We start from the raw sequence: 23,875 nt of genomic DNA, 5'->3' as shown, positions 1-23,875 counted from the left end.
ATTGTCCTTGAAAATCGCATCGCGGATTTGATTTAGCCTGCCGTCCGTGTCACAAGCCGGGCTTACCCAATTTGCCCAGGAGAGCACTGTGAAGCCAGACGAAATCAGGAAGCTGAACGCCTATTTCAAGGGTATTTTCAACGAGAAGATTGTCGTCAAGGCCCGGCCGCGCAAGGATGATTCGGCGGAAGTCTATCTTGGCGACGAATTCCTCGGCATCGTCTTCCGCGATGATGAGGATGGCGACCTGTCCTACAATTTCTCGATGGCAATCCTCGACGTCGATCTCGACTGATCGCGGCTAGTTCTCAAGCGCCAGTTCAAGGCGCTTGCGGACATCGTCTTCGATCTGACGCCAATGGGGCAGCAGATTGATCGAGAAGCGATAGGTCACGGACAGATCCTTGCCGACAAAGATATCGCGCTGGCATCCGGTCTGGGTGGAGAAGTTGACCTCGGACCCGAGATCCTCGATCAGACACCTGACCGCATAGGGCCGCTCGGAAGCGGCCTTTTCCACATACATCAATTCATTGGCGTAGCCTGCGCCCGGCCGCAGCCTGAAGGAGTTGAGCCCGTTGGGTCCTGCGACCGGCGGGCCGTCGGTCAGTCTCTTGTAGATGGGCGTATAACGGCCGGACATGTCACGCGACATGGTGGCCTGGGCAATGCGCGCAAAAATCAGCGCATCAGCTGATCTGGTCTGGTTGAAAATGTCGCGGCGGGCTTCACTGTAACCCTCCATTCCGGGCCATGAGAAATAGGTATCCACCGCGTTCTGGACCCCGGAGACGCGCTGGCTCTCGAAGCGGATGACGTTGGCCGGCAGGCTGATGACATCGTTTCCGATGATGATTTCGTGCAGGGTCCGGTCGGCCGTATTGCCGGCATAGGAAATGCTCTTCCCGACCATGCGTCCGGCAATGGCGATGGCCAGGGTAATCAGGCACATGATCGTCACCACGGCAGTCAGCTTCCAGACAAAGCGCGGCGACAACAGCGGGGCGTGATCCATTGTGGATGATGAATGAGACATGAAAGCCGGTCGTTCCAATATGTGCCAAAGTGGAACATCTCGCTTCGGCATGGCGCTTGCTTGATGATTTGACTAGCGTCAACACTGGACCGGACATGGTTAACCAATGGTTTATTCTCTCGATTTCCTTGCAGCAATTTTCGCCATGGCGACCGGATTCGCCACTGCCTGGGTCGCAGTGGAAATCGTGAGGCTGGCCGGCTGGCGCGAGCCGGAGCCTGCGGAAGGACGCCTGCACCCGGTGCGCGTCGGCATCGAGGTGGCTCTGGCCGCTGTTCTTGGGCCGCGGTTGTTGCTGGTCAACGGCTTCCGCAACTGGCGGGCAGGGATGATGTCGCTGCCGCTTTACGCGCTGCTCGCGCTGGTGGCTGCGGGCTGGTCAATGTGCTCGGGCGTCATCGTGCTTCAGCTGGCTTTCGCGAGCGGCTATTTCATGGCCTAGAGCACGCCAGAGATTTTTGCATAGCCGCGGATCGATTGCCCTCGTTCACGCACACACATGCGGGGCAGGGTGCTGTGCGCCTACCAATGTGCGGGTATTCATTCTATGACCGGGGCTTGATCCGGCCTTGCAGCCGGGCAGGCGTTGCAGCAGAGAGGAGACGCGTATGGCGATTTATAGTTTGGATGAAATGCAACCGGTCCTGCCGGCGGAATTCTATTTTGTCGCGGACAGCGCACAGGTGATTGGTAATGTCATCCTGAAGGAGGGGGCCGGCATCTGGTTCGGCGCGGTTCTCAGGGGCGACAATGAGCCCATTACCGTCGGAAAAGGCTCGAACATTCAGGAAAACTGCGTGTTGCACACCGATATGGGGTTTCCCTTGCTGATTGGTGAAGGCTGCACCATCGGACATGCAGCGATCCTGCACGGCTGTACCATCGGCAACAATTCGCTGGTCGGCATGGGCGCCACGGTGCTCAACGGTGCCACAATCGGTGATAACTGCCTGATCGGGGCCGGTGCGCTGGTCACGGAAGGAAAGGTCATTCCTGACAATTCGATGGTGCTCGGCTCGCCGGCCAAGGTCGTAAAGACGCTCGGCGAGGATGCCGCGGCGATGCTGAAACTGTCAGCCAGCCATTATGTCGAAAACGCCAGGCGCTTTGCCAAGGGCCTGAAACGGATCGATTGAGCTTGGCTCGAGGTACCCCTTGAAATGAAGGAGCCGACCCCAGGGGACATTGGGGTCGGCTCAAGGCCTGGCCGTTGCGGGGAAGCATGGGGACTCGACCAGTGCCCAACCCGGAACCAGGATGCATGGATGCATTCCGGCCGCTATGATTGACGTTTCGGATCGCCCCCGCAGGCGTGTTTCCGGAACGGATAAGGATCAGTTGCTGACTGCACCGACATTGGACGCGGAGCCCGGTCCGAGCTTTGTCCAGCGCGCAGCGTGCTCGGATGATTGCCGCTTGATAAAGGTGTAGCCGGTTTCCGACCAAAGCCTGACATCGCCGCGCATATTGTCGAGAATGTAGTCGCCGTAATCGGTCCGGACGGTCAGCACCGCGTGGCCGTCGCCATTGGGCTGCAGAACAACGGTGATGAGCAGATTCTTGGGCGAGAAGCCTTTCTGCATCAGCATGTGCCGCTTGAGCAGAACATAGTCTTCGCAGTCGCCAACGGTGCGCGGATAGGACCAGAGCTCCTCGACACCATAGATGTTGAGATCGGTGTCCGGGCTGATGCTCTGGTTGACCCGCGTGTTGACCTCCAGCATGGTTGCCCAGGCTTTCCGGCTCAGGGCCATCGGGCCCTGGTCGCGGCCAAGCGCCGTGCACTCGTTGGGATAATTCTTGCAGAACTCGAAATGCCCGATTGGCGGGTTGGTGTTGCCGGCGGCCACGAGATTTGTAGGCGCCGCAAAAGCGGTTGCACTGAATGTGAATGCCAGGCCACACGCCGCGGCAAATTTCCCCATTGTCTGAATGTGTCTGTTCATTGTCTTGTTTCCCCGTTATGAGGCAACAATGACATGTAGATTTTGACATGGCGCAAAAAACAACAGTAAAAATAGCCATTTACTTGAAGTTAATGCAATTCAATTGAGTGCAAAACAAGAATAAAATGAAACTAAAACAAGTATAAAATGCGCGGGCTTTGCTTCAGCATTTGGCAACCATGCGGCCTTCGCTTTACAGCCTTGACCGGGTTCAATCCTGGTTGTGCGTGGCGGGCTCGAGCGGAAGCTGTTTCGAGCAGTGACAAGGCCACCCAGCGAAAAGCGAATGAACGGCGAAGCGATTATGGGCTGACCATTCACGGCCGTGCACCGTCGCCGGTTCCTGGGCTGCGTATCATGGTTCCGTTCGCCGGGTGAGGACTGGCCGGCCGGTGGTGTGGCGACGAGTTGCTGATGCGATCGGGATCGACCGGGCAGGTGTGTCCGGGCGGGCCATGACCGCCTCCTACGCAGGCTCATGCTTGGTTGGCTTGAGGCCACAAAAAAACCGGCCTAGTGGGCCGGCTCGCTAGCCATCGGAAAAGACTGCAGTCAGGATATTCGGTCGATGGTACCTTCCGGCTGCAGCGTCATGAATTCCATGGCGATGCCTTCCTGGAAATGGCGAACCACCCGGCCACGCATGTTGCCGAGCACGACCATGGTGCCGAAGGCCGGACGGACATCGATCTCGACTGCCGCACCCGAAACCGACAGGTCGATGATCCGGCACGGGTAGCGCCTGCCGTCGTCAAGCTTGATCTCGGAGACCGGGTTGCTTGGCGAGACGCGCTCGTGGCGGCGATCCTCCGGCAGCCCGAGTTCATGTTTGTTGGCGAGCCAGGTCAGCTGGGCAGACAGCTTGTCGCGCTTCCGGTCGGTGGCGTTGAGCGACAGGGTGAAGGATCGCGGGCCGGTTTCGGTCACCTTGCCTTCGATGCGACCGATATAGTCGATATAGGCCACGATGCGTTCGCCGGCTTCGGGGCGTGCTCCGCTGGAAATGACCGCGTCGAAGGGCGACATCGAGTCGACAATGCAATCATGTTCGGAATGGTCAGCCCGCATGAACCGGCCCTGGGCCGAGATAGTCACGCGGTGGAACCTGCGCTCCTCGGCACCATTCGTTGCAGTTGCGTGCGATGCGGATTGTGCGGTCAACATGAGAGCCTTGTGGATTCCCCGACGAATGAGAATTCATATTAATACAGACACTGTTAACAATGGGTAAGCGTTGGCCGGGTCTACCGGCTAATCGCGTCGCCCTCCATCGAGAACCGTCAAATGGGCAACGCGCTTGCGGTTGCCGTTAAAGCCGTTGGCGAATGTCGGCTTCGATTGCAGCGGGATTTCAGGCCGGTTTGCCAGAAACACCGGATCACGGGTCTGATCGAGGAAGCGGATGCCGGTCGTCGAAAATCCGACGATGGGTTCGTGGCCAACCCAGTAGGGCGGATTGAACATCGACAGCAGTCCGATCAACCGGTCATTCCGGCCGCTCGGGCCGGTGATCGGAAGCAGAAGCATTTCGGCTTTCGTGACCCGGCCGCCACTGCTCAGGCAATCAAGCGAAAGTACGGCGGGCGTGGCGCCTGTCGCCACGGATGCACCGGTCCGGGCGGCGTGGCGCGCACCATCCGGCAGCCAGAGCGATGAGAAGGCGGCGCCCTTGAGTTCCTTGCCATGCAGGGCGCAAAGGGCCGTTCCGGCTAACCGGAAATTCAATTGCCCATCGGCTGTCAGATCGCAAATAAAAACGTGTGGCAGAAGCGTTCGAATCTCTGCGGGTTCGATGTCGGTTCTGCCGGGCGCTGTACGCTGGCCGCGTTTTTCGGTCCAGTAGTCGAAAAGCTCGTAGCTGTTTTTGTGTCTCATGTTGTCGCCACCAAAGTTCGCATTGCCATGTTCCGGACCAATCTGTGCCAATTTGGCGCGACTGGGCCCGGACGGCGGGTTGTGACCATTAACAATGCGAAAACCATGCCATGGCCCCACCGTTAAGGTTAATTTTCAGTTGGGATTGCAGGGCGGCGGGTGGCGTGCCATCTTGGGTCATCAATTGACGAAGGGACTTCCTTCAGCGCACTTTTTGGACGAGGGGGCTCGGCCGGCCGCTCGCTTCTTGCGGGCGGCTTTTTTTTATGCAGTGGTTGCCAGTCCGCAGCCCGGGTCTTACTGCTCGTCTGTCTCGAAACCAACCGGAAGCGCTTTCGCATGAGCCAGGAGCACGACACCACAGACAACGGCCCCGTCCGGCCGCCGAACGAGCCGGTCTTCAACTTGCCGAATGTGGTGCTGGCGATGCTGTTGATGATGGTAGCGATCCAGGTGGCGCTCGATTCCGTGCTGCCCAGGGCAGCGGTTCTCGAGATCTATCTGCAGACAGCCTTCATCCCGCAACGTTATGCACTCGGCATTTCCGGCCAGGCGGGCCCCTACCTGTGGTCGCCCATCACCTACTCGCTGCTGCATGGCGGCTACACGCATTTGGCGTTGAACTCTTTCTGGCTGGCCGCGTTCGGTGCAGTTGTCGCCCGGCGCATCGGCTGGATCCGTTTCCTCGTTTTCTGGCTTTTGAGCGCGCTGGCCTCGGCGGCGCTGTTCCTGGTGTTTCACTGGGGGGATCAGACGGTAATGGTCGGGGCCTCCGGCGTTGTCTCGGCGCTGATGGGGGCTGCGGCCCGGTTTGCCTTTGGAGACGGCGGCGGGTTCCGGCGTGACCGGGCTCATCTCAACCGCCGACTGAGCCTGACGCAGTCGCTCGCAAACCGCACCGTATTGGGATTCCTGGTGGTCTGGTTTGTCATCAACATGTTGGCCGCTGTCGGGTTCTCCTTCGGCATCGCCGATTCGGCGATAGCCTGGGAGGCGCATGTCGGTGGTTTCCTTTTCGGATTTCTGGCATTTCCGCCGTTTGATCCGCTCGAGCGGTAACAGCACATCCAACTGCCTGAAACGCTGCTGGGATTGCGGCAATATCTAGGCTTCTCAGAACCTTTGGAGAGGCGGGTGTGGGAGCCCTATGTTGGCCAGGCGTGGGTCATATGTCCGGTTTTGCGACACTTTGCCGGGATTTGGCACGGGCTCGCATGGAGCGGGTCTTCAGGCTTGCAAACCTCCGGCTTCGAGCGCACCATATGTCAAATTCGGAAGCGATCGGGAGCGCTTTGAATGGAAAACATTTTGCGCGAGGAGGACTTTGATGACTGTGAAACAGATACTTGACCAGAAGGGCCGGGACGTTGTGACCGTGAGCCCGAGCATGGTTACGGAAGAAGCCGTGCGCTTTCTGGGTGACAACAAGATCGGCGCCGTGGTGGTGACTGGTGATGGCGGCAAGATCGCGGGCATTCTTTCTGAGCGCGATATCGTTCGCGCCGTTGGGCGGAAGGGGGCGGACGCGCTTTCAGCGCCTATTTCCACGATCATGACATCAAAGGTGACAACCTGTGGTGAAGATCATACCATCAACCAGGTCATGGAACTGATGACCAATGGCCGCTTCCGGCATATGCCGGTCGAAAAGGACGGCAAGTTGGTGGGGATCATCTCCATCGGCGACGTGGTGCGCCGGCGTATCGAAGACGTCGAGCGCGAGGCAGAGGAAATCAAGGCCTATATTGCCGGCTGAAGAAATGACGCGCCCACATGTTCCCATGCGAGCGCGTCAATATCTTTTCCTTTGGCCCGGCAGGGGCAGGGCGTTTGGCCCCGTCCCGTTTTTGGCTGTTCATCAGAATTCGCTCCAGTCAGCCTGCTGAACCGCAACGTTGCCAACCGTGGCACGCAGCGGTCTTGCGGCGGGTGCGCTGCGCTGAGGTGCTGGGGACCCCGCGGCCATGACGCTCACAGTGGCACGAAGGCTGTCAGCCTGCGCCTTGGATCTGTCCAGTTTGAAGCTCGCGACGGCTTCGCGCAGTTTCGCGGCTTCATCGGCCAGGGTGGCGGTCGCAGCGCTTGACTGTTCCACCATAGCAGCATTTTGCTGGGTCATCTGGTCCATCGAGTTGACGGCCTGATTGACCTCGCCCAGACCGGTTGACTGCTCGCTCGATGCGGTTGCAATCGATGTGATCCGTTGGTTGATCTCGTTGACCAGAGCACCGATGTTGCGCAGCACTTCTCCCGCATCGCGGACCTGATTGACGCCATTGCTGACCTCCGATGTCGATGTCTGGATCAGAGCCTTGATTTCCTTGGCCGCGTTGGCAGACCGTTGTGCCAGTTCGCGCACTTCCTGGGCGACCACGGCAAAGCCTTTTCCGGCTTCTCCGGCCCGGGCCGCCTCGACGCCGGCATTGAGCGCGAGCAGGTTGGTCTGGAAGGCAATCTCGTCGATGACGCCGATGATGTTGGAAATCTGCTGCGAGCTTTCCTCGATCTTGCGCATGGCGTCTTCGGCGTTGCCGACAACTTTTGCAGATTGCAAGGATGCTTCGTTGGCCTTGGCGGCGGTGTCCCGGGCTTCCGCGGTCAGCTTTGTCGAGGAGTTGACGTTGGCGGTGATCTCTTCCACCGCTGCGGCGGTTTCCTCAAGCGATGCTGCTTGTGTCTCGGTGCGCCGCGACAGGTCGTCAGCACCCTGGGCAAGCTCGCGGGTCCCCTGTTCCATGGCCGAGACGCCACTGGCAACGGTTAACAGGGTGCTGCCGAGGTTCTGGATTGAGACGTTGAAATCGTGCCGCAAGGCTTCGAATTCCGGTGCGAACTCTTCCTCGAGCTGGAACGACAGGTCTCCTTCCGCCAGCCGCTTCAGGCCGGCACCAAGGCCAGCGGTGGCGATACGGAGGCTTTCAGCCGCGTCGGCTTCGGCTTTTTGCTGGGCGGCGATCCGGTCGCTTTCCGCTCTTTCTCGCGCACCTTCTGCTTCCTGCTCAAGTTGACGGTTTTGCAGGGCACTGCGGCGGAACACCTCGGCGGTCTGCGCCATGGTGCCGATTTCGTCCTTGCGGTCGGAATATTCGATCTTGGTTTCGAGCTTGCCGTCGGCGAGGGCCGCCAGCACGCGGGTGATGCCGCGGATGGGCTGCGATATCGCGCGACCCAGAACCAGCGAGCACAGCAACGAGATGACGAGCGCGGCCGTTGCCGTACCCAGAACCTGGGCGAGTGCGGTGCGGTTTGCGGCTTCGGCAGCACTGGCGGCGGCTGATGCGGTGGCCTCGAACGCCTTGACCAGAGCCTCGTTTTGCTCGCCGATCTTGATGGCCTGAGCGTCGGCGTCCTGCATCGTCAGGGTCGCCAGAAGAGCGTCAATCATCACGTTGCCCGCCACTTCCGCGGCCTGGACCTTGTAGGTGTCGATGGATTCGTCGAGAGTTTGAATAAGCCCGGCTGTCTCGGGACCAGCACCTGCACGCAGGACGGCGCGTGTGGTGTCGGCCTGGGCGAGGAGAGCGTTGACGTCATCGAGGGATTTCTGGACCATGTCGTCGTCGGCGCCAGCCTGTTTCCAATTCATGGCGCGCAGCAGGCTGCCGTTGGCCGAAGTGATGGTCTGCTTGAGAGCATTTGCTGTGATCAGCAGTTGGTTGTTGGTTTTCTCCGCCTGGGTGAGCCTGGCGGTTTCCAAGCTTGACGAATAGTAGACCGCAGCAATGATCACGATTGCAACACAGGCTATTACCGGTGCAATGAGTGATTTAACGACGATGGGAATATTGCTCAGTCTCAACCAGATCATATCATGAAAATCCCGTTTGGTGTATGACGACGGCCTATCAGCCGCCGTCATTTTATTCATCGACTCAATAACTTATTGTTACTGATAGGCGCCGACGCAGACGAGAGACGCGTCGACTGCCGTGCAGTAGGTCGATTTCGCTTCGATAGCGCTGGTGGTCGGGTTCTGCCAGTTGTAGTCAACCCAGCCTTCTGACTCGATCGCTGCGAGCTCCTTGACGAAAAGCTTGCCGTCGGTGTCTTTCAGGCCCAGCAGGTTCTTGCCAACCAGGGCAGGCTTGGCGCCATGTGAATCGAGCACGCCAGCGTTTTTCTGCATCACGAAGACATAAAGGTCGCGGTCGAACCATTCGCTGCCCTGGGTCTGGAACGCAGCTGCAGCCTTCTCCATGCCGTTGTCCTTCAGATAAGCTGCTGCCTTTTGTGCCAGCGCCTGAGCCTCATCCTTGGTGGCATAGTCACTTGCCACGGCGAAAGTGCTGAAGGTTGCAGTCATCAGGAGCGAGAGCGCGATTTTTTTCATGGACATGTCCTTTGGTTACGAAGTCGGAATTGACAATGAGCGTAACCTGTCTGGACTGTGTTAAGAATTGGATACTACAGAGTGCCGAAAATATATGGGTTCTCGCCGGTAATTTCTACTATCCCTAAAAACAGTTATGTTTGTTTTTGCAATGGCATTTAAAACGCAAAAAAAATACCTCCGTTAACTGAACGGAAACATTGGTTCGCCCTCTTTGGTTGAGGTTTTACTTTTCGGCGTTGCTTGCCCGTCGTGCTATGCCAGCTGCAAGGCAGCCTGCATGCGCATGATCTCTCCTAGCTTGGCAGAGGCTTCCTGGTAGCCGCGATCGATGGCTTCGCTGGCGCGGTGGAATTCCGACAGGCCGATGTCAGACAGGCGCGGGTGCAGTGAAAGATCCGGCGGGTCGCCGGCGAGGCGGGCACGCGAAATCCGGTCCTGAATGATGTTGAAGGCCTGCACCATGACGGTGGTCATGCCAATGCGGCTTTCGCGCCCCTTTGTGCGCCGCTCCGGCCCGGTGTAATCCGGCGCGGGTTCGCTTGCCGTGTGCTTGATTACCGCGGAGCGGCCGTAGAGATCGTAATGCAGGTTGACTGCCACCACGAGCGGCTGCTCGTGTGCGCGGCAAACGGAAACCGGGACGGGATTGACCAGGGCCCCGTCGAGCAGGGTGCGGTTGTTGCAGCGAACCGGCTCGAAGATGCCGGGAAGGGCATAGGACGCGCGGATGCCGGTGATCAGCGATCCGGAAGAAACCCAGACTTCGTGGCCGGTGTTGAGTTCCGCAGCCACCGCAACGAAGGTCCGGTCGAGGTCTTCGATATTTACGCCAACAAGATGCTCCTGCATGCGGTCGTTGAGCCGCATGCCACCGAACAGGCCGCCACCGCCAATGGCGAAGTCGAGAAGGCCGGCGATCCGGCGCATGGTCAGGCTGCGGGCAAAATTCTCAAGCTCGTCAAGCCGACCGGCGAGGTAGCAGCCGCCAACCAAGGCTCCAATCGAGGTGCCGGCGATCATGGAGACCTCCACGCCGGCTTCGTCCAGCGCCCGAAGCACACCGATATGAGCCCAGCCGCGCGCTGCGCCGCCGCCCAGCGCCAGGGCGATCTTGGGTTTCTGTATCGGATTGTGCTGCATCCCGCCCACCGGTGTCATGGCCATGACGTCGCCGGACTCAGCGGCGGTTACTGGCTCTGTGTTGCGGCCCATGTTCCAGTTCAGCATTTTTTGGTCCTTCCTTGCCGAACACTCCCCCCGCGTTCAATTAGATGACACCAGATTTGGGTTGCGAATGTGTGAAGGAACAATGCGGCCGGATCAAAATGGTTCAGTTTGCCTGATCATCGGTGTAGACCGATCCGGGGTCGAACAGCGGCTCTGAACCGATCTCCAGCCGGGTCTGACCATCGGTTTCGACCACCTTGCGATAAAAACAGGAGCGGCGTCCGGTGTGGCAGGTGGCGTCGGCACCGCTGACGCGGACTTTCAGCAGCACGGCGTCCTGATCGCAGTCGACGCGGATTTCATCAACCGTCTGCATGTTTCCCGAGGTCTCGCCCTTTTTCCAGAGCTTGTTGCGCGAGCGGCTCCAGTAATGCGCCAGGCCGGTTTCGATGGTCAGCCGCAGGGCTTCCTCGTTCATGTGGGCGAGCATTAGCACCTCGTTGTCGCCGCTGTCGACAACCACGGCCGTAACCAGGCCGTTGGCGTCGAAGCGGGGGGTCAGTTCCGAGCCCTCTTCGAGTTCGGACTTGTCAGCGGGTGCGGATTTGAATGAAGACGTCATGAGTGCCCCTCAAATCGGGGTGCTCATTCAACCCCGGATCAATGTCATGAAGCGGACCTGTTCGTGCGGATCCGATTTGAACGCGCCTGTAAAGCTCGTGGTGATGGTTGTCGAGCCTTGCTTCTTGATGCCACGCATGGCCATGCACATGTGCTCGGCCTCGATCATTACCGCGACACCGCGCGGGTGCAAGGCGTCGTCGATGCCGTGTGCGATCTGTGCGGTCAAGGTTTCCTGGATCTGCAGGCGGCGGCCATAGATCTCGATGACGCGGGCAATCTTGGACAGGCCGAGCACCTTGCCGTCGGGCAGATAGGCCACATGGGCCTTGCCGATGATCGGCACCATATGGTGTTCGCAATGAGAGAAGAACGGGATGTCCTTGACCAGAACGATGTCGTCATAGCCTGCGACTTCCTCAAAGGTGCGGCCAAGTTCTTCCTCCGCGTCCTGATCATAACCGGCGAACATTTCCTTGTACGCCTTGACAACGCGCTTGGGTGTGTCCCGCAGGCCCTCGCGGCCAATGTCGTCGCCGATAAAGCGCAAAAGCGTGCGGACTGCTTCTTCAGCTTCGGCTTCGGTGGGGCGGTTGTCGTGATCGTGCAGTTTCTTGACGATAGCATCCATGCTCGTGGTCTCCATGGGGGATTACACCCCATCTACGTTGTTCGCATTCAATCGGACCACGCACTTGGGCAATTTTGCGGCTGGCCGCGCATCTTGTCCAGTGGGCTCCGGGGCTTTCGGGCATGGCCCTCCGGCACGGTTTCCCTCAGTGCGTTGCAAACAGGTTTTGCCGAACGCCTGACAGACACTATATAGTAATTCCGCGCGCCGCGTCGAGATGCGATACCTTCAGCTCTTGCCGCAGATCGACTGCCAATGGCCGATGCTGGAAAAGGTCCGAACCGATGATCGATGATGTCTACAACGCCCGGATCCTGGATTTTGCCGGTAATATTCCGCGGATCGGGAGCCTGGAGGATGCAGATGCTGAAGCCTCGGCGCACTCCAAGCTGTGCGGCTCGAAAGTCAGGGTCTGGCTGAAGATGGACGGCGACGTGGTTTCCGATTTCGCCCACGACGTCAAAGCCTGCGCGCTGGGACAGGCATCATCATCGATCATGGCGAGCAACATCATCGGCGCAAGCGCATCGGAGCTGCGCGAAGTTCGCGAGACCATGCGCAGGATGCTCAAGGAAAATGGTCCCGCGCCCGAAGGCCGGTTCGGTGATCTCAAGTTTCTCGAGCCGGTGCGGGAGTACCGGGCCCGCCATGCCTCGACGCTTCTGACATTTGATGCGGTCTGCGACTGCCTTGACCAGATTGAAGCGCGCAGGGCCGGGGAAGACGCCGCCTGATGAGTGCTGCCCCGACCGGCCGCAACTGGGCCGGGCCCTGGCCGAAAACGCCGGGCCGGTTGCTCGGCACCGGCCTGATCCGGCTATATCAGCTCACGCTTTCCGGGTTCATCGGCAACTCCTGCCGGCATCTGCCGACCTGTTCCGAATATGGCTATGAGGCCATTGCCCGGCACGGGTTGTGGAAGGGTGGCTGGCTGACGCTGTTTCGCGTCAGCCGGTGCGGCCCCGGCGGCAGCCACGGGATCGACAATGTGCCGCAGACGCTGGATGGGCGGCTCACCTGGTGGGCGCCGTGGCGGTTTGTCTCCGCTGGTCACCGTTGCACGGCCGGGAAATAGACCGGTTCAAACGGTTTCGGCTGCCCGAACTGCGCCGGTCTGGTGAACCAGCCTGCCATACTTGCCGCCCCCCGCCAAATCGCGTAAACGCCGCCCTGCACACCTACCAAACTCAACCACCCGCGTTCGTTGGCGGGACTGGATCAAGGAGAGACTGCCATGGCATCCGCCGTATCCCTCACTTTTCCCGATGGCTCGAAGCGCGAATATCCCGCCGGCACGACCGGCCGCGAGGTCGCGGAGTCGATTTCCAAGTCGCTGGCCAAGAAGGCGGTTGCGATCGCGCTTGACGGTGAACTCACCGATCTGAGTGATCCGGTCCGCGATGGCGCGCTCGAAATCGTCACCCGCACAGATCCGCGTGCGCTGGAGCTGATCCGGCATGATGCGGCGCACGTGATGGCGGAAGCCGTGCAGGAGCTGTTTCCCGGCACGCAAGTCACCATCGGTCCGGTGATCGAGAACGGATTTTACTACGATTTCGCCAGGAACGAGCCGTTCACCCCGGAAGACCTGCCGGTGATCGAGAAGAAGATGAAGGAGATCATCGCCCGCAACAAGCCTTTCACCAAGGAGGTCTGGTCGCGCGATGAAGCCCGGAAAGTGTTCGAGGACAAGGGCGAGGCCTACAAGGTCGAGCTGATCGAGGCGATTCCGGCCGACCAGGACCTCAAGATCTACAAGCAGGGCGACTGGTTCGATCTCTGCCGCGGGCCGCACATGGCCTCGACCGGCCAGATCGGCACCGCCTTCAAGCTGATGAAGGTGGCCGGCGCCTATTGGCGCGGCGATTCCGACAATGCCATGCTGACCCGGATCTACGGTACGGCATGGGCCGATCAGGCCGAGCTTGACGCCTATCTGCACATGCTCGAAGAGGCCGAAAAGCGCGACCACCGCCGGCTCGGGCGGGAGATGGACCTGTTCCATTTTCAGGAAGAGGGGCCGGGCGTCGTCTTCTGGCACTCCAAGGGCTGGAAGATGTTCCAGAACCTTGTCGCCTATATGCGCCGCCGGCTGGAGAACGAGTATGAAGAGGTCAATGCGCCGCAGATCCTCGACAAGAGCCTGTGGGAGACCTCCGGTCACTGGGGCTGGTATCAGGAAAACATGTTCGCGGTGAAATCCGCCCATGCCTTCACCAATCCCGACGACGAGGACGCCGACAACCGGATCTTCGCGCTCAAGCCGATGAACTGCCCGGGTCATGTCCAGATCTTCAAGCACGGGCTCAAATCCTATCGCGATCTGCCGGTACGGTTGGCGGAATTCGGCAATGTGCACCGCTACGAGCCGTCCGGTGCGTTGCACGGGCTGATGCGGGTGCGTGCCTTTACCCAGGACGACGCGCATATCTTCTGTACCGAGGAACAGCTCGAGGCGGAATGCCTGAAGATCAACGATCTGATGATGTCGGTCTACCGCGATTTCGGCTTCGAGGAAGTGGTCGTCAAGCTCGCCACCCGGCCGGAAAAGCGCGTCGGCACCGACGCGATGTGGGACCACGCCGAAAACATCCTCAAGAAGGTGCTCGAGAAGATGGCCGCCGAATCGGGCGGGCGCATCAAGGTGGGGATCAATGAAGGCGAGGGGACGTTTTACGGCCCCAAGTTCGAATATACGCTGCGCGATGCCATTGGCCGTGACTGGCAATGCGGAACCACCCAGGTCGATTTCAACCTGCCGGAGCGTTTCGGCGCCTTCTACATCGGGGCGGATTCGGAGAAGAAGCAGCCGGTCATGGTGCACCGCGCGATCTGCGGCTCGCTCGAGCGGTTCCTCGGAATCCTGATCGAAAGCCATGCCGGGCACATGCCGCTGTGGTTCGCACCGCTGCAGGTTGTCGTCGCCACGATCACCTCGGAAGCTGACGGGTACGGCGAAACCGTCGCCCAGACGCTGCGTGACGCGGGGCTCCAGGTGGAAACCGATTTCCGCAACGAGAAGATCAACTACAAGGTTCGCGAGCATTCCATGGCCAAGGTGCCGGTGATCGTGGTTTGCGGCATGCGGGAAGCCGAGGAAAAGGCAGTCAATATCCGCCGTCTCGGCAGCCGTGACCAGGTGTCGACGTCGCTTGCCGATGCGGTTGCGAAGCTGGCCGAAGAAGCAACGCCTCCCGACGTTCTGCGCAAGAATGCGGAGAAGGCATCACGGGCTGGTTAAACTGTTTCCGGCGCGGCGGTCGTAACCCGCCGCGCCGGTAGTCACATGATTTTCATGCAGGCGTGGCAACTCGGAATGAGCCATTCATTTCTATTTCGAGGGGCAATGCAGCGCCCTGTTTCATCTCGCAAGCCGGATATCGCTGACGTTACGGACGTCATTGCTGGTGCGCGAGATCCGGCGGTTGTCCGGCACGGTGATCTTGGACTGTACCGGGGGCGGGTGCTGGAAGCCGAAGAACTTGCAAAGATCACTGACCGGAAGACATTGCTGGGTAAGTTACAAGAGGCTGTTTTCGCTATGGAAATTCCCCAGCGCGGGCCCGAAAAGCGGCGGGAGATCGGATAGGTCCCCGATCCTAGTTCAGCAACACTTCCACATCCGAATTGCGGCCGGCGATGACGGTGAAATCACGTTGATGCACCTTGTTCTTGTTGCGCGCAATCGCCGTGTATTCGCCTTCGGCCAGAACGATGGTCGGAAACGCGCCGACACTTTCTGACACCACGTCGCCGCCCGATGTCAGGATCGACCAGGCGGTGTCGGCAATGGCTTCGCCGCCCGGCTCTGAAACCAGTTTCAGTGTGAGTTGTGCCGCACGGTGCTGAATGACCGCCTCGGTCAGCTTGCCGGCCTCGACCCGGATGTCGGACCGGATCACCGCATTGACCGAACCATATTCGGAGATGATGTGATAGGTGCCGGAATTGAGCCGGACGATGGTGTTGGGCTTGACGTTCTCGACCACCAATTGCTGTTCTCCATCAATGCCTTCTTCGGCTTTGTAAATGTTGAACACCAGCTGGCTTGAGGGGATGCGTGCGTCGATGCCGGACACCGCGTTGAGCATAAGCCCACCTGCCTCCATGACGATGTGCTGGGTCTCGATCGGGCCGTCCTTGGGAATGGTGAGCTTCTTGGTGACGCCGGCGCGGCCGAAGGCGACGTGGAGGAAATAATCGCCCGGCTCGAACTCGAATTCAGCCGAACCGCCCTCGGAGGTGGCGAGCAGCGGCAACTTGCCGTCTGGACCGGGAGCCGGGTGGAAAACGCGCCAGGTCAGTCCGTAATTCAGGGGGTCGCCGTCCTCGGTGAGGGCCGCTTGCATCCGCACGCTCCGGCGGATTGCGGCAGAATCGCCCGCCTCGGACGCGGGCGCATATTCGGTCAGTCCGGGCAGGGTGATTTTCGGGTCGGCTGTATCGGCAAAGGCGTCCTGCGCGCGTGCAAGCGAGGATAGCGCCATCAGGGCCAGCGCAGAAAGAAGAACAATAGACAGTCTGTTCATGAGGCAGGGTCCGGTTGACTTCTGAATTGCGAGAGGTCACTTGGACCCCAAGGCCATGGCAAATTCATGGCCGATTGCGATCAAGCCTGAATGCACGAGGAAGACATGCCGGTCAATGCCGCCCTGAAAGCCTATCTCGAAACCCGCCGCTCGATTCCCGCTTTCCAGATGACCGAGCCGGGGCCATCGCGGGTTGAAATCGAGGAGATGCTCACGCTGGCGCGCCGGGTCCCGGACCACGGCAAGCTGGCGCCGTGGCGCTTCATTGTCTATGCCGGCGACGTGCGCGAGCGGATTTCGCTCGAACTTGCTGATATTGCCATGGCCAACAAGCCGGACATGGCCGAAGACATGATTACTGTCGAAAAGACCCGGCTGACCCGGGCGCCGGTGGTCATTGCCGTTGTCTCGCAGGCCGCCCCGCATCCCAAGATCCCTGAATGGGAACAGGTAATGAGCGCCGGCGCGGTCTGTCTCAATCTGGTGATGGCGGCCAATGCGCTCGGCTATTGCTCCAACTGGCTGAGCGAATGGTTTGCCTTCGACCAGAAGGCCTATCCTGTGCTCGGGGTGGAACCGCACGAAAAGATCGCGGGATTCATCCATATCGGGTCTCCGAAAATGCATCCCGGCGAGCGGCCGAGGCCTGAACTTGCAGACATTGTCAGCTTCGCGGGAGAATGACATCGATGTTCTACGAGACGAAAGACAACCAGCACGGTCTGCCGCATGATCCGTTCAAGGCGATCGTTTCGCCGCGGCCGATCGGCTGGATCGGATCCCGTGGCGCGGACGGCTCGAACAACCTCGCGCCGTACTCGTTCTTCAATGCGATTGCCGACAAGCCGAAGATGGTGATGTTCTCCTCGACGGGACGCAAGGACACGCTGCGCAATGTCGAACAAACCCGGGTCTTCACCACCAGCATGGTGGGGCGCTCGTTGACAGAGAAAATGAACCTGTCTTCCGCCGACGCGCCCTATGGCGAGAGCGAGTTCGACTTCGCCGGCCTGACCATGGCCGAGGCGCGGATAATCAATGCGCCGTTTGTCGCCGAAGCCCATGCGGCGCTCGAATGCAAGGTGACGGAAATCTTCGAGGCCAAGGGGCTGGATGGCGAGGCCAGTGGCTCATTCGTGGTGATTGGCCAGGTCGTCGGCATCCATATCGACGAAGCAGCGCTGGCCGACGGCAGGCTCGACATGGCTGCCGTGGCGCCATTGGCGCGTCTGGGCTACATGGATTACGCCGATGCAGCCAACACGTTCGAGATGCGCCGTCCGGCCTGGCCGGCGAAGAAGTAGGCCCTAATCGACCGCCGGCACCCCGTCGGGCTTGAGGCCCGCCATCCGCGCCACCCGTTCGGCCTGACGCAGGTGCGGCCGGTCGATCATCTTGCCGTCTAGCGATAGTACGCCGGTATCCGGTCCGGCAGCGGCAAACAATGCCAGGATTCTCACCGCGCGCTCGACATCTGCCGGGGGCGGGGTGAAGGCCCGGTTGATGACTGCCACCTGGTCGGGATGGATCGCCATCTTGCCGCTGAAGCCGTCGCGCACCGCGGCCCGGCATTCGGCATCGAGGCCATCCAGATCGCGAAAATCGGTGAACACGGTATCGATGGCATCGACGCGGGAATGGGCCGCGGCAAGGATGGTCAGGCTCCGCGCCATGCGGAATACGTCGGTGTAGACGCCGCTGTCATCCTTGTTGGATGATGCCCCGATATCGGCCGCCAGATCTTCCGCGCCCCAGGCCAGGGCAGCCAGGCGCTCCGACTTGGCGGCGAAGGAACCCGCTGCCAGCATGCCGCCCGCAGTCTCCGTCATCAATGCGTGGATCCGTACCTTGCCGACCTCGAGGCCGGCTTCGGCTTCATGCGCGCCGATGCGGGCGCTGAGCTCCTGGATGTCGGCGCCGGATCCGGCTTTTGGCAGCAGGATGGCATCAGGCGCGGCGGAGACGACTGCGGCCAGATCGTTTTCGCTCATGCCGGTGTCGAGCGCGTTGATCCTGACAATGAACCAGGGCGTGCCGGCCGCCCTGCCGGACCCCTCCAGAAATGACGCCACTGTGGCTCGCGCCTCGTCCTTGCGCGACAGGGCAACGGAATCTTCAAGATCGAGAATCAGCGCATCGGCTCCGGAATCGATGCCTTTCTGCAATTTGCGTTCCGAATCGCCTGGAACGAAAAGCAGCGACCGCATCATGACTGCGGCCTCTTACGCATCATTGCCTGGCGAACACAGCGGGCAACCAGCTTGTCATGCTGGTTGAATGCCTGATGTTCCATTTCGACAATGCCGCGGTCTGGCTTCGATTTTGATTCGCGGACGCTCACGACCCGTGTTTCCACCCGGACGGTATCGCCATGAAACAGCGGGTGCGGAAACGTCACGTCGGTCATGCCGAGATTGGCGATGGTGGTGCCCACCGTGGTGTCGTTGACCGAGATGCCGATCATAAGTCCGAGCGTGAACAGGGAATTGACCAGTGGTTGGCCGAACTCGGTGGACTTGCAGAATTCGAAGTCGATATGCAGCGGTTGCGGATTGAGCGTCATGTTGGAAAACAACATGTTGTCCATTTCGGTGACGGTTCTGCGCAGAGAATGGGAGATAACGGCGCCTGGTTCGAACTCCTCAAGATACATACCGCGCATGTTTTGCCCCCCTGTACAATTGCCCGTTATTGATGCCGCGTTCCAAACCGATGCGCAAGCGCAATGGGGCAAGGAACCCTGATGCGGAATGGATAACCCCAGAAACCGGACCTGTCTTCTATCCTTTTCAAGGAAAGGGGGCTTGCGTTTAACATTTCGTCGCTATTGGCGGGCGACCTTGTTAGGCGTTGCTTCATGTTTTCAACGTGATGGCGCAGTGGCGGACACGGCCGGAGCCGCTGGCCTGTTAAAGAACATGGTGAACCGATCGTAAACCATTTGGTTCTAGGGTGAGTCCCACTGGTACCGAGTGGGGTTGCATATCGATGATAGTAAGTTCCTTTCTGAAGTGGTCCGAAACCGCCAAGGTCAGCGACCGCTGCCGGGCAACGCAGGCTCTGACCCGGGCCTATGCCCAAGGGCAGATGAAACCATCGGAACGCCAGGAAGCCGAAGCGGCGCTCTCGCTGCTGCTTGAAGATCCATCCCCGAAAGTCCGGCTCGCGCTGGCTGAAGGCCTGGCACTGGTGGAACACGCGCCGCGCAGCATCCTGCTCGGGCTTGCCTCCGACCAGATCGAGGTCGCTGGCCGGATTATCGCCCTGTCGCCGGCGCTTGCCGACAATGACCTGATCGAAATCATCGCCGGCGGCCGTCCCTCGCTGCAGCGGTTCGTTGCCTTCCGCTGCCCGGTATCCGTCTCTGTGGCTGCGGCCATGGCCGAAGTGGGTGAGGCTGATGCGGTTGCCGACATGCTCGACAATCCCCATGTCATCCTGGCGCGGATTTCGATCCGGCGCATTGCAGACCGCTTCGGCGACAATGCCGAAATCCGGGCGCGGCTTTTTGAGCGGCGGGATCTGCCCTGCGATGTGCGCCAGGCCCTGGTCGAGCGGCTGGGCGCTGCGTTGGCCGGTTCCGACTTCGTCCGATCGGCGATCGGCGGCAGCCGCGGCCGCAAGGTCACCGAAGAAGCCTGCATGAATGCGACGCTCGGGCTGGCCGAGACTGTGGGTCAGGATGAGATTCCGGCCCTGGTCGAACATCTGCGCCTGGGCGGCCGGCTGACGCCGGCGTTTCTCATTCATGCGCTGTGTGCCGGCAATGTTGATTTTTTTGCCAGCGCGGTGGTCTCGCTGTCCGGCATGAGCGATGCGCGGGTTCGCGGCATCCTTGTCGATGGCCGCGAAACCGCCATGCGGGCGCTCTACCGGGCGATCGGACTGGGCAGCGATCTGGCGCCCGTGTTTGTCACTGCCACGCAGATCTGGCGCGCGGCGTCGCGCCTGAACGCGAACATCGATACGGGCAAGGTCACGAGAGAGCTGTTGCAGCGGCATGCAGGCGACGCCGCGCGCCAGCCCTCTGTCGCTGAGCTGCTCAGGCTCGTGGAAAGCATGCATCTGAGCTGGCACCGGCACGCATCGCGGAGCTATGCGCAGGCGCTTGCAGCGCAAGCTGCGTAATATCCTGGTTCACCGTGTCGTGCAGGTCCAGGCCAGCACCTTGCAGTTGCGTGTATGTTTCGAGCAATTGGAAAGGGCTGCGCGTTCCGCGTTGCCGCGCGAGCCGGCCCACGCACTTCCCCATCCGTTAGGGCCGATGGCAACCGATCCACAGGCATTCTTGAACCAGATGGCGACCTTGCAGCCACGGCTTCGCGACCGGCACTCATTCATGGCAACCGCTTCGGCATTCTGACGGGATTGATGGTCGTAGGAATAGCCGTAGGCGCCGGTTGATTTCGAAAAAGCGATTGCACCGAAATTGTCTGCCGAAACCGCCGAGCTTGCGCCCATGATGACAAATGCCAGCGCCAGTGTTGCCTGTATACCGATGGATGATGCAGCCTGCCTCAAATGTTTACTCCCCCAAGGACTCCCTGGTGCCAAGACTACCGCAGGACGCCAAGCGAGCAAGGGGGCACGGCAACAGCAGCGTAAGAAATCTGATGCCTGATGCGATGTGGTCAGCCTTGTCCCGGATCAGATATCGAGGTTGTTGGCAAATTCGGCATGTTCCTGGATGAAGCGGAAGCGGGCGTCGGCCTTGGTCCCCATTAGATTGTCGACGGTTTCCTGGGTCGATTCCGGGTCGGTCACATCGACGGCCACTTTCAGCAAGGTGCGCTTGGACGGGTCCATGGTGGTTTCCTTGAGCTGGGAAGCCATCATCTCGCCCAGTCCCTTGAACCGGTTGATTTCCACCTTGCCGCGACCGGTGAATTCGGTTTCCAGCAGTTCCAGCCGGTGCTCGTCGTCGCGGGCATAGAGCGATTTGGCGCCCTGGGTGATTTTGTAGAGCGGCGGGACCGCCAGGTAGAGATGGCCCTGCCGGATCAGCTCGGGCATCTCCTGGTAGAAGAACGTGATCAGCAGTGAAGCGATATGGGCGCCGTCGACATCCGCATCGGTCATGATGATGATGCGTTCGTAGCGCAGGTCCTCTTCCCGGTATTTTGACCGTGTGCCGCAGCCCAGCGCCTGCACCAGATCGGCAATCTGCTGATTGGCACCCAGTTTCTCGCGCCCTGCGCTGGCGACATTGAGGATCTTGCCGCGCAGCGGCAGGATCGCCTGGTTGGCGCGGTTGCGGGCCTGCTTGGCCGAGCCGCCGGCGGAATCCCCCTCGACGATGAACAGTTCGGCGCCCGCAGCCGTGGTCTGGCTGCAATCGGACAGTTTGCCCGGCAGGCGCAGCTTGCGCACCGCAGACTTGCGGTTGACTTCCTTTTCCTTGCGCCGCCGCACCCGTTCATCGGCGCGCTCAATGACCCATTCGAGAAGCTTGTCGGCCTCTGCGGGGGAATCGGCAAGGAAATGGTCGAAGGGATCGCGCAATGCGTTTTCAACTATTCGCTGGGCTTCCGCCGTTGCCAGCTTGTCCTTGGTCTGGCCTACGAATTCTGGCTCCCGGATAAACACCGACAGCATTCCGATGGACGAGATCATCACATCGTCAGTGGTGATTGCCGAAGCGCGCTTGTTGCCGGTGAGCTCGGCATAGGCCTTCAGTCCCTTGGTCAGGGCAATTCGCAGGCCTGCCTCGTGGGTGCCGCCGTCGGGGGTCGGGATGGTGTTGCAGTAGGAGTTGATCGAGGAATCGCCGCCATACCAGGTCACCGCCCATTCAAGCGAGCCGTGGCCTCCGGGACGTTCGGTCTTGCCGGCGAAGATATCGCGGGTGACCCGATGTTCCTTGCCCAGCGATGCCTCGAGATAGTCCTTGAGGCCGCCGGGGAAGTGAAACACCGCCTTTTCCGGGGTCTCGGTGCCTTCCACCAGCGAGGGCGCGCAGGTCCAGCGAATCTCGACACCGCCGAACAGGTAGGCCTTGGACCGGGCCATGCGGTAGAGGCGGCCCGGGTCGAAGCGGGCGCCGGCGCCGAAAATCTCCGGATCGGGGTGAAACCGGACCTTGGTGCCGCGCCGGTTGTGGATGTCACCCAGTTCCTCGAGCGCGCCTTGCGGAATGCCGCGGGAAAAAGACTGGCGGTAGAGCTTCTTGTTGCGGGCGATCTCGACCACAAGGTCATCGGACAGTGCGTTGACAACGGAAACGCCAACGCCATGCAGGCCGCCGGAGGTCTCATAGACCTTGCTGTCGAACTTGCCGCCGGCATGCAGCACCGTGAGAATGACTTCGAGCGTGGATTTGCCGGGAAATTTGGGATGGTTTTCGACCGGGATGCCGCGGCCGTTGTCGGTGACTGTCAGATAGCCACCGGCGTCGAGTTCGACCTCGATGAAATTGGCATGCCCTGCAACGGCCTCGTCCATCGAGTTGTCGATGACTTCGGCAAACAAATGGTGCAGGGCGCGCTCGTCGGTTCCGCCGATATACATGCCCGGCCTGCGCCGCACCGGCTCCAGGCCTTCAAGCACTTCGATCGTAGATGCGTCGTAATCGTCACCACTGGCCGGTGCCCCCGGTTTGGCAGCAGCCGGCCGCGCCGGTTTCGCCGCCGCCTGTTTCGCCGGGGTGTTTTCCGATTTCGGTGCAGGGCTTGCGGCCGATGCGCCGGTTGTGGAAAAAAGATCGTTGGAATCGTCCATATCGCCGTTATGCCTGATGTAGATTGGGGAAGCGAATCAGCCGGAGTGTGCCAGAATCCGTTCCTTCTATCGACTATGTAGCATTTGGTTTGGAGCTTTGCGCGGCGTTCTTGCCGCCCAGGGTGCGATAATTCTTGCCTTTGGCATGCTGTTGGCTGTCTCCACCGGCGTCTCGGCGGTTGAGTTGCGTGGGCACAAGGACCGGCTGTTTGCCTATCCGGGCATCCTGTCGGTCGCCGAAAAGGGCAGTTTTATCGTTGTCGACTATGACAAGCAGCGCGACATCCACCGCCGCGATGCGGAACCGGAACGCAGGGTTCAGTCCAAATACGTCTCGCTCGCCGTACGCAGGCAGAGCCGGGTTGCGCTGCATGAAGCCGGAGGCCGCGCGATCGAAACCGGCGTAACCGGCGACTATTCGAAAGCCCGGTTCGCTGTCATCTTCGTGCATGGACGGGGCGGCGACCAGCGCCTCGGCATGAACGACCACACCTTCGGCGGCAATTTCAACAGGCTGAAGAACCTGACGGCGCTCAATGGCGGGGCTTACCTGGCTCCATCGGTCAAGAGTTTCGATGAAGCGGGGGCGGCCGATGTCAGGGAACTGGTCCTGGCAGGGCGGGCGCCCGTCGTGCTCGCCTGCGCCTCGATGGGGTCGATGATTTGTTCAAAACTCGCCAATGACCCGGCGGTTGTTCCGCGGCTTGCTGGCATGGTGCTCATGGGCGGGGCGCCCGACATGGGAATCGCCAGGAGTACCGCAGTCAAGGCGCGGGTCCCGATCGTCTTCACCCATGGCAGCTACGACACCGTCTATGACTGGCAGGACCAGAAATCGGTTTTCGACCTTATCAGGCGCTCGTCGGGCGATTATCCGGCGCAATTTGTTCTGTTCAACACCGGCTCACACGGCACACCGATGCGGATGACGGACTGGAAGCAGACGCTCGAATACGTTCTCAGCCGCTAGATTCTCAGTGGTGATGCTTTCAAAACGCGTCATTTCGGGAATGAATACAA

At 60.3% G+C, this 23,875-nt stretch carries 27 protein-coding genes; 13 read left to right on the top strand and 14 right to left on the bottom strand.

What is annotated here, in order from left to right:
* Positions 1 to 88: 88 nt before the first annotated feature.
* On the top strand, positions 89 to 295 hold the full coding sequence (locus CRO46_RS00250; protein ID WP_097103902.1) for a DUF3126 family protein: 207 nt from the start codon (positions 89 to 91) through the stop codon (positions 293 to 295).
* A 6-nt stretch (positions 296 to 301) separates the two neighbouring features.
* Here CRO46_RS00250 and CRO46_RS00245 read toward each other — a convergent pair whose 3' ends face one another.
* Positions 302 to 1,036, bottom strand: a complete 735-nt coding sequence (locus CRO46_RS00245) for a hypothetical protein (RefSeq protein ID WP_143438907.1) — start codon at positions 1,034 to 1,036, stop codon at positions 302 to 304.
* Positions 1,037 to 1,142: 106 nt separating this feature from the next.
* Between CRO46_RS00245 and CRO46_RS00240 the strand changes: the two genes are divergently transcribed.
* Both CRO46_RS00240 and CRO46_RS00235 read left to right on the top strand, forming a co-directional pair.
* The gene (locus CRO46_RS00240) at positions 1,143 to 1,478 is read left to right on the top strand and encodes a DUF6949 family protein (RefSeq protein WP_097103899.1); all 336 of its coding nucleotides are present in this window, start codon (positions 1,143 to 1,145) and stop codon (positions 1,476 to 1,478) included.
* Between the two features lie 166 nt (positions 1,479 to 1,644).
* Positions 1,645 to 2,172 carry a gamma carbonic anhydrase family protein gene (locus CRO46_RS00235; protein ID WP_097103897.1) on the top strand — a complete coding sequence of 176 codons (528 nt, stop codon included), beginning with the start codon at positions 1,645 to 1,647 and terminating at the stop codon, positions 2,170 to 2,172.
* Positions 2,173 to 2,370: 198 nt separating this feature from the next.
* Here the strand turns inward: CRO46_RS00235 and CRO46_RS00230 are convergent, their stop codons facing one another.
* From CRO46_RS00230 to CRO46_RS00220, 3 genes are all read right to left on the bottom strand, one after another.
* Positions 2,371 to 2,982 carry a transglutaminase-like cysteine peptidase gene (locus CRO46_RS00230; RefSeq protein ID WP_097103895.1) on the bottom strand — a complete coding sequence of 204 codons (612 nt, stop codon included), beginning with the start codon at positions 2,980 to 2,982 and terminating at the stop codon, positions 2,371 to 2,373.
* 552 nt (positions 2,983 to 3,534) lie between these two features.
* Positions 3,535 to 4,146 carry a PilZ domain-containing protein gene (locus CRO46_RS00225; protein ID WP_179758895.1) on the bottom strand — a complete coding sequence of 204 codons (612 nt, stop codon included), beginning with the start codon at positions 4,144 to 4,146 and terminating at the stop codon, positions 3,535 to 3,537.
* 87 nt (positions 4,147 to 4,233) lie between these two features.
* Positions 4,234 to 4,857: a PAS domain-containing protein gene (locus CRO46_RS00220; protein WP_097103894.1), complete on the bottom strand. Its 624-nt coding sequence runs from the start codon at positions 4,855 to 4,857 to the stop codon at positions 4,234 to 4,236.
* Between the two features lie 339 nt (positions 4,858 to 5,196).
* Between CRO46_RS00220 and CRO46_RS00215 the strand changes: the two genes are divergently transcribed.
* Both CRO46_RS00215 and CRO46_RS00210 read left to right on the top strand, forming a co-directional pair.
* Positions 5,197 to 5,916 (top strand): rhomboid family intramembrane serine protease, encoded by a 720-nt coding sequence (locus CRO46_RS00215; RefSeq protein ID WP_097103892.1) that lies wholly within the window; start codon positions 5,197 to 5,199, stop codon positions 5,914 to 5,916.
* 268 nt (positions 5,917 to 6,184) lie between these two features.
* The gene (locus CRO46_RS00210; protein ID WP_097103891.1) at positions 6,185 to 6,613 is read left to right on the top strand and encodes a CBS domain-containing protein; all 429 of its coding nucleotides are present in this window, start codon (positions 6,185 to 6,187) and stop codon (positions 6,611 to 6,613) included.
* Positions 6,614 to 6,715: 102 nt separating this feature from the next.
* Here CRO46_RS00210 and CRO46_RS00205 read toward each other — a convergent pair whose 3' ends face one another.
* From CRO46_RS00205 to folE, 5 genes are all read right to left on the bottom strand, one after another.
* Entirely contained in the window at positions 6,716 to 8,665 is a 1,950-nt protein-coding gene (locus CRO46_RS00205; protein WP_244577728.1) for a methyl-accepting chemotaxis protein, read from the bottom strand.
* Between the two features lie 78 nt (positions 8,666 to 8,743).
* Positions 8,744 to 9,187, bottom strand: coding sequence for a cache domain-containing protein (locus CRO46_RS00200; RefSeq protein ID WP_210421467.1), 444 nt, complete (start codon positions 9,185 to 9,187; stop codon positions 8,744 to 8,746).
* Between the two features lie 255 nt (positions 9,188 to 9,442).
* The gene (locus CRO46_RS00195; protein ID WP_425479228.1) at positions 9,443 to 10,354 is read right to left on the bottom strand and encodes a patatin-like phospholipase family protein; all 912 of its coding nucleotides are present in this window, start codon (positions 10,352 to 10,354) and stop codon (positions 9,443 to 9,445) included.
* 166 nt (positions 10,355 to 10,520) lie between these two features.
* The gene (gene hisI / locus CRO46_RS00190; RefSeq protein ID WP_097103887.1) at positions 10,521 to 10,979 is read right to left on the bottom strand and encodes a phosphoribosyl-AMP cyclohydrolase; all 459 of its coding nucleotides are present in this window, start codon (positions 10,977 to 10,979) and stop codon (positions 10,521 to 10,523) included.
* A gap of 27 nt (positions 10,980 to 11,006) precedes the next feature.
* Positions 11,007 to 11,609: a GTP cyclohydrolase I FolE gene (folE, locus tag CRO46_RS00185; RefSeq protein ID WP_097103886.1), complete on the bottom strand. Its 603-nt coding sequence runs from the start codon at positions 11,607 to 11,609 to the stop codon at positions 11,007 to 11,009.
* Between the two features lie 284 nt (positions 11,610 to 11,893).
* Between folE and CRO46_RS00180 the strand changes: the two genes are divergently transcribed.
* From CRO46_RS00180 to CRO46_RS00165, 4 genes are all read left to right on the top strand, one after another.
* Entirely contained in the window at positions 11,894 to 12,343 is a 450-nt protein-coding gene (locus tag CRO46_RS00180; protein WP_097103884.1) for an iron-sulfur cluster assembly scaffold protein, read from the top strand.
* Positions 12,343 to 12,684 (top strand): membrane protein insertion efficiency factor YidD, encoded by a 342-nt coding sequence (gene yidD / locus CRO46_RS00175; RefSeq protein WP_097103882.1) that lies wholly within the window; start codon positions 12,343 to 12,345, stop codon positions 12,682 to 12,684. Before CRO46_RS00180 ends, yidD begins: the two co-directional genes overlap by 1 nt.
* A 159-nt stretch (positions 12,685 to 12,843) precedes the next feature.
* Positions 12,844 to 14,850, top strand: a complete 2,007-nt coding sequence (gene thrS, locus CRO46_RS00170) for a threonine--tRNA ligase (RefSeq protein ID WP_097103881.1) — start codon at positions 12,844 to 12,846, stop codon at positions 14,848 to 14,850.
* Positions 14,851 to 14,895: 45 nt separating this feature from the next.
* On the top strand, positions 14,896 to 15,198 hold the full coding sequence (locus tag CRO46_RS00165) for a hypothetical protein (RefSeq protein WP_097103879.1): 303 nt from the start codon (positions 14,896 to 14,898) through the stop codon (positions 15,196 to 15,198).
* A 10-nt stretch (positions 15,199 to 15,208) separates the two neighbouring features.
* On the opposite strand, the gene CRO46_RS00160 is transcribed toward CRO46_RS00165, so the two are convergent.
* The gene (locus CRO46_RS00160) at positions 15,209 to 16,138 is read right to left on the bottom strand and encodes a hypothetical protein (RefSeq protein ID WP_179758894.1); all 930 of its coding nucleotides are present in this window, start codon (positions 16,136 to 16,138) and stop codon (positions 15,209 to 15,211) included.
* 105 nt (positions 16,139 to 16,243) lie between these two features.
* Between CRO46_RS00160 and CRO46_RS00155 the strand changes: the two genes are divergently transcribed.
* Both CRO46_RS00155 and CRO46_RS00150 read left to right on the top strand, forming a co-directional pair.
* The gene (locus tag CRO46_RS00155; protein ID WP_425479227.1) at positions 16,244 to 16,822 is read left to right on the top strand and encodes a nitroreductase family protein; all 579 of its coding nucleotides are present in this window, start codon (positions 16,244 to 16,246) and stop codon (positions 16,820 to 16,822) included.
* Between the two features lie 5 nt (positions 16,823 to 16,827).
* Positions 16,828 to 17,442, top strand: a complete 615-nt coding sequence (locus tag CRO46_RS00150; RefSeq protein WP_097103876.1) for a flavin reductase family protein — start codon at positions 16,828 to 16,830, stop codon at positions 17,440 to 17,442.
* Between the two features lie 3 nt (positions 17,443 to 17,445).
* On the opposite strand, the gene CRO46_RS00145 is transcribed toward CRO46_RS00150, so the two are convergent.
* On the bottom strand, positions 17,446 to 18,345 hold the full coding sequence (locus tag CRO46_RS00145; RefSeq protein ID WP_097106332.1) for an HpcH/HpaI aldolase/citrate lyase family protein: 900 nt from the start codon (positions 18,343 to 18,345) through the stop codon (positions 17,446 to 17,448).
* Entirely contained in the window at positions 18,345 to 18,800 is a 456-nt protein-coding gene (locus tag CRO46_RS00140; RefSeq protein WP_097103875.1) for a MaoC family dehydratase, read from the bottom strand. Before CRO46_RS00140 ends, CRO46_RS00145 begins: the two co-directional genes overlap by 1 nt.
* 326 nt (positions 18,801 to 19,126) lie before the next feature.
* On the opposite strand from CRO46_RS00140, the gene CRO46_RS00135 reads away from it, so the two are divergent.
* Positions 19,127 to 20,266: a DUF2336 domain-containing protein gene (locus CRO46_RS00135; protein WP_097103873.1), complete on the top strand. Its 1,140-nt coding sequence runs from the start codon at positions 19,127 to 19,129 to the stop codon at positions 20,264 to 20,266.
* A 9-nt stretch (positions 20,267 to 20,275) separates the two neighbouring features.
* Here the strand turns inward: CRO46_RS00135 and CRO46_RS00130 are convergent, their stop codons facing one another.
* Positions 20,276 to 20,659 carry a DUF4189 domain-containing protein gene (locus CRO46_RS00130; RefSeq protein ID WP_097103871.1) on the bottom strand — a complete coding sequence of 128 codons (384 nt, stop codon included), beginning with the start codon at positions 20,657 to 20,659 and terminating at the stop codon, positions 20,276 to 20,278.
* Between the two features lie 126 nt (positions 20,660 to 20,785).
* On the bottom strand, positions 20,786 to 22,855 hold the full coding sequence (gene parE / locus CRO46_RS00125; protein ID WP_097103869.1) for a DNA topoisomerase IV subunit B: 2,070 nt from the start codon (positions 22,853 to 22,855) through the stop codon (positions 20,786 to 20,788).
* Between the two features lie 97 nt (positions 22,856 to 22,952).
* Here parE and CRO46_RS00120 point away from each other — a divergent pair, with 97 nt between their 5' ends.
* On the top strand, positions 22,953 to 23,825 hold the full coding sequence (locus tag CRO46_RS00120; RefSeq protein WP_244577727.1) for an alpha/beta hydrolase: 873 nt from the start codon (positions 22,953 to 22,955) through the stop codon (positions 23,823 to 23,825).
* The last annotated feature ends 50 nt before the right edge of the window (positions 23,826 to 23,875 follow it).

The sequence above is a fragment of the Parahoeflea halophila genome (assembly GCF_900220985.1).
Taxonomy (GTDB): domain Bacteria; phylum Pseudomonadota; class Alphaproteobacteria; order Rhizobiales; family Rhizobiaceae; genus Hoeflea; species Hoeflea halophila.
Note: the sequence above shows the minus strand (reverse complement) of the source record. Positions and strands in the feature narration are given on the sequence as shown.

What these genes read in the sequence shown, in the direction of transcription:
- CRO46_RS00245 (WP_143438907.1), bottom strand. Translation starts at nt 1,036, where the DNA reads ATGTCTCATTCATCATCCACAATGGATCACGCCCCGCTGTTGTCGCCG.
- CRO46_RS00240 (WP_097103899.1), top strand. Translation starts at nt 1,143, where the DNA reads ATGGTTTATTCTCTCGATTTCCTTGCAGCAATTTTCGCCATGGCGACC.
- CRO46_RS00235 (WP_097103897.1), top strand. Translation starts at nt 1,645, where the DNA reads ATGGCGATTTATAGTTTGGATGAAATGCAACCGGTCCTGCCGGCGGAA.
- CRO46_RS00230 (WP_097103895.1), bottom strand. Translation starts at nt 2,982, where the DNA reads ATGAACAGACACATTCAGACAATGGGGAAATTTGCCGCGGCGTGTGGC.
- CRO46_RS00225 (WP_179758895.1), bottom strand. Translation starts at nt 4,146, where the DNA reads ATGTTGACCGCACAATCCGCATCGCACGCAACTGCAACGAATGGTGCC.
- CRO46_RS00220 (WP_097103894.1), bottom strand. Translation starts at nt 4,857, where the DNA reads ATGAGACACAAAAACAGCTACGAGCTTTTCGACTACTGGACCGAAAAA.
- CRO46_RS00215 (WP_097103892.1), top strand. Translation starts at nt 5,197, where the DNA reads ATGAGCCAGGAGCACGACACCACAGACAACGGCCCCGTCCGGCCGCCG.
- CRO46_RS00210 (WP_097103891.1), top strand. Translation starts at nt 6,185, where the DNA reads ATGACTGTGAAACAGATACTTGACCAGAAGGGCCGGGACGTTGTGACC.
- CRO46_RS00205 (WP_244577728.1), bottom strand. Translation starts at nt 8,665, where the DNA reads ATGATCTGGTTGAGACTGAGCAATATTCCCATCGTCGTTAAATCACTC.
- CRO46_RS00200 (WP_210421467.1), bottom strand. Translation starts at nt 9,187, where the DNA reads ATGAAAAAAATCGCGCTCTCGCTCCTGATGACTGCAACCTTCAGCACT.
- CRO46_RS00195 (WP_425479228.1), bottom strand. Translation starts at nt 10,354, where the DNA reads ATGGCCATGACACCGGTGGGCGGGATGCAGCACAATCCGATACAGAAA.
- hisI (WP_097103887.1), bottom strand. Translation starts at nt 10,979, where the DNA reads ATGACGTCTTCATTCAAATCCGCACCCGCTGACAAGTCCGAACTCGAA.
- folE (WP_097103886.1), bottom strand. Translation starts at nt 11,609, where the DNA reads ATGGATGCTATCGTCAAGAAACTGCACGATCACGACAACCGCCCCACC.
- CRO46_RS00180 (WP_097103884.1), top strand. Translation starts at nt 11,894, where the DNA reads ATGATCGATGATGTCTACAACGCCCGGATCCTGGATTTTGCCGGTAAT.
- yidD (WP_097103882.1), top strand. Translation starts at nt 12,343, where the DNA reads ATGAGTGCTGCCCCGACCGGCCGCAACTGGGCCGGGCCCTGGCCGAAA.
- thrS (WP_097103881.1), top strand. Translation starts at nt 12,844, where the DNA reads ATGGCATCCGCCGTATCCCTCACTTTTCCCGATGGCTCGAAGCGCGAA.
- CRO46_RS00165 (WP_097103879.1), top strand. Translation starts at nt 14,896, where the DNA reads ATGATTTTCATGCAGGCGTGGCAACTCGGAATGAGCCATTCATTTCTA.
- CRO46_RS00160 (WP_179758894.1), bottom strand. Translation starts at nt 16,138, where the DNA reads ATGAACAGACTGTCTATTGTTCTTCTTTCTGCGCTGGCCCTGATGGCG.
- CRO46_RS00155 (WP_425479227.1), top strand. Translation starts at nt 16,244, where the DNA reads ATGCCGGTCAATGCCGCCCTGAAAGCCTATCTCGAAACCCGCCGCTCG.
- CRO46_RS00150 (WP_097103876.1), top strand. Translation starts at nt 16,828, where the DNA reads ATGTTCTACGAGACGAAAGACAACCAGCACGGTCTGCCGCATGATCCG.
- CRO46_RS00145 (WP_097106332.1), bottom strand. Translation starts at nt 18,345, where the DNA reads ATGCGGTCGCTGCTTTTCGTTCCAGGCGATTCGGAACGCAAATTGCAG.
- CRO46_RS00140 (WP_097103875.1), bottom strand. Translation starts at nt 18,800, where the DNA reads ATGCGCGGTATGTATCTTGAGGAGTTCGAACCAGGCGCCGTTATCTCC.
- CRO46_RS00135 (WP_097103873.1), top strand. Translation starts at nt 19,127, where the DNA reads ATGATAGTAAGTTCCTTTCTGAAGTGGTCCGAAACCGCCAAGGTCAGC.
- parE (WP_097103869.1), bottom strand. Translation starts at nt 22,855, where the DNA reads ATGGACGATTCCAACGATCTTTTTTCCACAACCGGCGCATCGGCCGCA.